The 4,226-nt window shown below is 75.8% G+C and carries 2 protein-coding genes; both read left to right on the forward strand.

Going from position 1 to position 4,226, the window contains the following annotated elements; all coding sequences use genetic code 11:
* Window positions 1-175: 175 nt before the first annotated feature.
* Window positions 176-3,430, forward strand: coding sequence for a sacsin N-terminal ATP-binding-like domain-containing protein (locus STRAU_RS31565; protein ID WP_016644477.1), 3,255 nt, complete (start codon window positions 176-178; stop codon window positions 3,428-3,430).
* Between the two features lie 161 nt (window positions 3,431-3,591).
* The coding region (locus STRAU_RS31570; protein WP_037663206.1) for a hypothetical protein at window positions 3,592-4,226 on the forward strand (635 nt) is incomplete at its 3' end.

The following is a 4,226-nucleotide window of genomic DNA, read 5'->3' on the forward strand; positions in this document are numbered from 1 at the left end:
GGGCGGGTGGGACGCACGCCGCGCGCAGCGCAGGCGAAACCCCCCACCGGCCCGCACCGGAAACCGCACCCCCCGCGGGACGCGATACCGTCGCCCCGACCGGCCCACCCGCCCCGCAAGGCGGCGCAGCCGGACCCACCAGCGCCGCGAGGCAGGGCAGAGGGAGAGCGACACAGTGAGCAAGTCCGTGCGGCCGGCCGACGAGGGCACCGACCCGTTCGGCACCGCCCGCCTGCGCCGCTCAGTCCTGGAGGCATGGGCGGCGAGCCCGGCCCGCTTCCGGGAGGACGCCAACGCCGAGGAGGACCTGGCACTCGGCGGCTACCGCGACCGCCTGGTCGTCGAACTCGCCCAGAACGCCTCCGACGCGGCGGCCCGAGCGGGCGTACCGGGCCGCCTCGCCCTCACCCTGCAGGACGGCGTCCTGGCCGCGGCGAACACCGGCGCCCCCCTGGACGCGACGGGCGCGGAATCCCTCTCCACCCTGCGGGCCTCCGCGAAGCGGGGCAGGGGCACGGGCACGGACGGCCCCGGCACCCAGGAGGACCCCGCCGCAAGGCGGACGACCGGCCGCTTCGGCGTAGGCTTCGCCGCCGTCCTCGCCGTCTCCGACGAACCCGCCGTCGTCGGCCGCACCGGCGGCGTCCGCTGGTCGCTGGCGGAGGCCCGCGAGCTGGCCGCCGAGACAGCCAGGTTCAGCCCGGGCCTCGGCGACGAGATCCGCCGCCGCGAGGGCCACGTACCCCTGCTGCGCCTCCCGCTGCCCGCGGAGGGCACCGCTCCGGACGGCTACGACACCGTCGTCATCCTGCCGCTGCGCGACGCCGCCGCCGAGGACCTGGTGGCCCGCCTCCTCGACGGCATCGACGACGCGCTGCTGCTCGCCCTGCCCGGCCTCGCCGAGGTCACCGTCAGCACCCCGGACGGCACCCGCCGCACCCTGCGCCGCGCGGCCGAGGGACCGTACACCGTCGTCGAGGACAGCCGCGACGGTACGACGCGCTGGCGCACCGTCAGCCACCAGGGCACCCTGGCGCCCGAGCTGCTCGCGGGCCGGCCCGTCGAGGAGCGGCAGCGCCCGTACTGGCATCTGACCTGGGCCGTGCCCGCGGGCCCCGACGGCGCCCCGGAGCGGCCCCGCACCAGCGCGGTCGTGCACGCGCCCACCCCCAGCGACGAGCCCCTCGGCGTGCCCGCCCTGCTCATCGCCTCCTTCCCGCTGGACACCACCCGCCGGCACGCCGCCCCGGGGCCGCTCACGGACTTCCTGGTCGAGCGCGCGGCGGACGCGTACGCCGAACTCCTCGCCGCCTGGCGCCCGGTGACCGAGGGCGTCATCGGGCTCGTACCGGGACCGCTCGGCAAGAGCGAGCTGGACGGCGCGCTGCGCCAGGCCGTCCTGGACCGTCTCCCTCGTACCGAGTTCCTGCCCCCGGCCGCACCTCCGGCCCCACGGGAGGCCGCACCGGACGAGTGGTCCGAGGACGCCGAGACGCCCGAGGCCCTGCGGCCGCGTGACGCGGAGGTCGTCGAGGGCGCGGGCGCGGACACCGTGCGCGTGCTCGCCGAGGTGCTGCCGAGCCTGCTGCCCGCGGGCCTGGAGCGGCGCGGCGAGCTGCGCACGCTCGGCGTCGCCCGGGTCCCGCTGACCGAGGCGATCGACCGGCTCGCGGGTCTGGAGCGCGAACCGGGCTGGTGGCGGCGGCTGTACGACACCCTCGCGGGCGTCGACCCCGACCGGCTCTCGGGCCTGCCCGTGCCGCTCGCCAACGGGCGTACGACCATCGGCCCGCGCCAAGTCCTGCTGCCCGCCCCCGGCGAAGGCACCGGCGCGGCCGCCCCCGCCGCCCTCGCCCGGCTCGGCCTGAAGGTCGCGCACGCCGAGGCCGCGCACCCGCTCCTGGAGAAGCTGGGCGCCCTGCCCGCCACGCCCCGCGCGGTCCTGACGACCCCGCAGGTGCGGGCCGCGGTGGCCGCCTCGCTGGACGACGACAGCTGGTACGACGGCGTCGACGGCGAGGGGGCCCTGGACGCCGAGGAGCTGGCCGACCTGGTCCTCACCCTCGTACGCGAAGCGGAGCTCGCGCCCGGCGACGAACCGTGGCTCGGCGCGCTCGCGCTGCCCGACGAGGACGGCGAGCTCGCGCCCGCCGGTGAGCTGGTGCTGCCCGGCAGCCCGTTCGCCCGGGTCATGCGGGAGGGCGAACTGGCCGGTGTGGACGCCGAGTTGGCGGGCCGGTGGGGCGAGCAGCCGCTCGCCGCGTGCGGGGTGCTCGCCACCTTCGCCCTCGTCCGGGCCACGGACGTCGTCCTCGACCCGGACGAACTGGAGCCGCGCGACACGGACTTCGCCGAGCCCGACGACGCGGGGCTGCTCGACGCCGTCGACGTGTGGTGCGAGGACGTCCTCGACCGGCTGCCGGAGACACCGGTGCCGCCGGTCGCCACGGAGGTCGTCGCCGTACGCGATCTCGATCTCGTCGACGAGGAGTGCTGGCCGGAGGCCCTCGCCATGCTGGCGCGGCCGCCGCTGCGGGACGCGCTCACGCAGCCCGTGCGGGTGCTGCTGCCGGACGGCACGACGGAGAGCGTGCGCTCCTACACCGCGTGGTGGCTGCGCGGGCACCCGGTGCTCGGCGGGCGGCGCCCGGCCGGGCTGCGGGCCGCGGGCGGGGACGCGCTCCTCGATGGTCTGTACGACGACGCCGACGCGGGCGGCTTCGAGGACGAGCAGGTGCTTCGGGCGCTCGGTGTGCGTACGTCGGTCGGCTCGCTCCTCGCCGAGCCGGGCGGCGCGGCCGAGCTGCTCGACCGGCTCGCGGACCCCGAGCGGACCGTTTCCGCGGCGCAGCTGCACGCGCTGTACGGGGCGCTCGCGGACCTCGACCCGGAGCAGGTGACGCTGCCGGACGACGTGCGGGCGGTCATGGGCGGTTCCGAAGGCTCCGGAGGTTCCGAAGGCTCCGGCGGCGAGGTCGTGGTCGTCGACGCGGCGGACGCGGTCGTCGCCGACGCGCCGGATCTGCTGCCGTTCGCGTCCGGGGTGCCGCTGCTGCCCGTCGCGCCGTCCCGGGCGGGGGACCTGGCCGAGCTGTTCCAGGTGCGGCGCCTGAGCGAGCGGGTGCCGGCGGAAGTCGATACCGGGGGCCCCGGGGACGGGGTCGAGCACGAGGTGCCGGAGTCCGTGCGGGTGCTGCTCGGTTCCGGGACCCCGGCGACGTACTGGGAGTACGAGGAACTGGTCGTCGACGGCGTCGACCTGGAGTGGCGGCGCACCCCCGACGGGGTGGTGCACGCGGCCACCCTGGAGGGCGTGGCCGCGGGGCTCGCCTGGGCGGCACGGCAGTGGCCCCGGCGGTTCGAGGTGGCGGCGCTGCTGGAAGATCCGACGCGGACGTCTGAGCTGGCGCGGGCCCGCTGGTTCGACTGACCGGCACATTCCGGCACCGTTGATCGCGGCCTCCGGCCAGCTCGTCCTCAAGCGCCGGACGGGCTGGTTCACCTCACTGCGCGTACAACCTATGGCCAAGGTTGTGGGTCTGATCTGCCGAGTCAACAGACTCCTAGATCACTCTCCACCTGGGGAAACACATGCGCATCCGTGCCACCGTGGCCGCACTGTCCGGCACTCTGGCTCTGTCCGCCCTCGCTGTTCCGGCCGCCCACGCGGGTGAGGAGCCGGCCGCCCCGAAGCTGTCGGCGTCCGTCGCCGACGTCACCGAGGTCGTGGGCGCGCCGCGTGCCGCCGCGGGTGACATCGAGGTCACGAAGGTCACCGTCAACGGTGGCAAGGACGTCGCGATCGGCACCACCGCCAAGAAGAAGTTCACGCTCGCCATCACCGCCACCGCCCCGTCCGGCATCAAGGTCTCCAGCGGCTTCCTCTGGTTCGGCGACGACCTCGACGCCGCGGCCGGGAGCGAGCTCATCACTCCGGCGACCCCGGAGGAGTACAACCCCACCTGCGACGAGGTGGACGCCACCACCAGCACCTGCACGGTCAACGTCACCGCGGACCCGGCGCGGCTCCGCAACGCGGGCGCGGGTGTCCGCTGGAACGTCTACGCGGCCGTCACCGACAACGACGACACGCAGGTCAAGCTGAAGAACCTCAAGTCGGACATCCGCATTCAGCGCGCCGCCCGTCTGACCGTCAACGCCTCCCCGGAGCCGGTCAAGAAGGGCAAGACCATCACCGTCGCCGGTGCCCTGACCCGCGCCAACTG

The sequence above is a fragment of the Streptomyces aurantiacus JA 4570 genome, from assembly GCF_000414115.1.
Lineage (GTDB): Bacteria > Actinomycetota > Actinomycetes > Streptomycetales > Streptomycetaceae > Streptomyces > Streptomyces aurantiacus_A.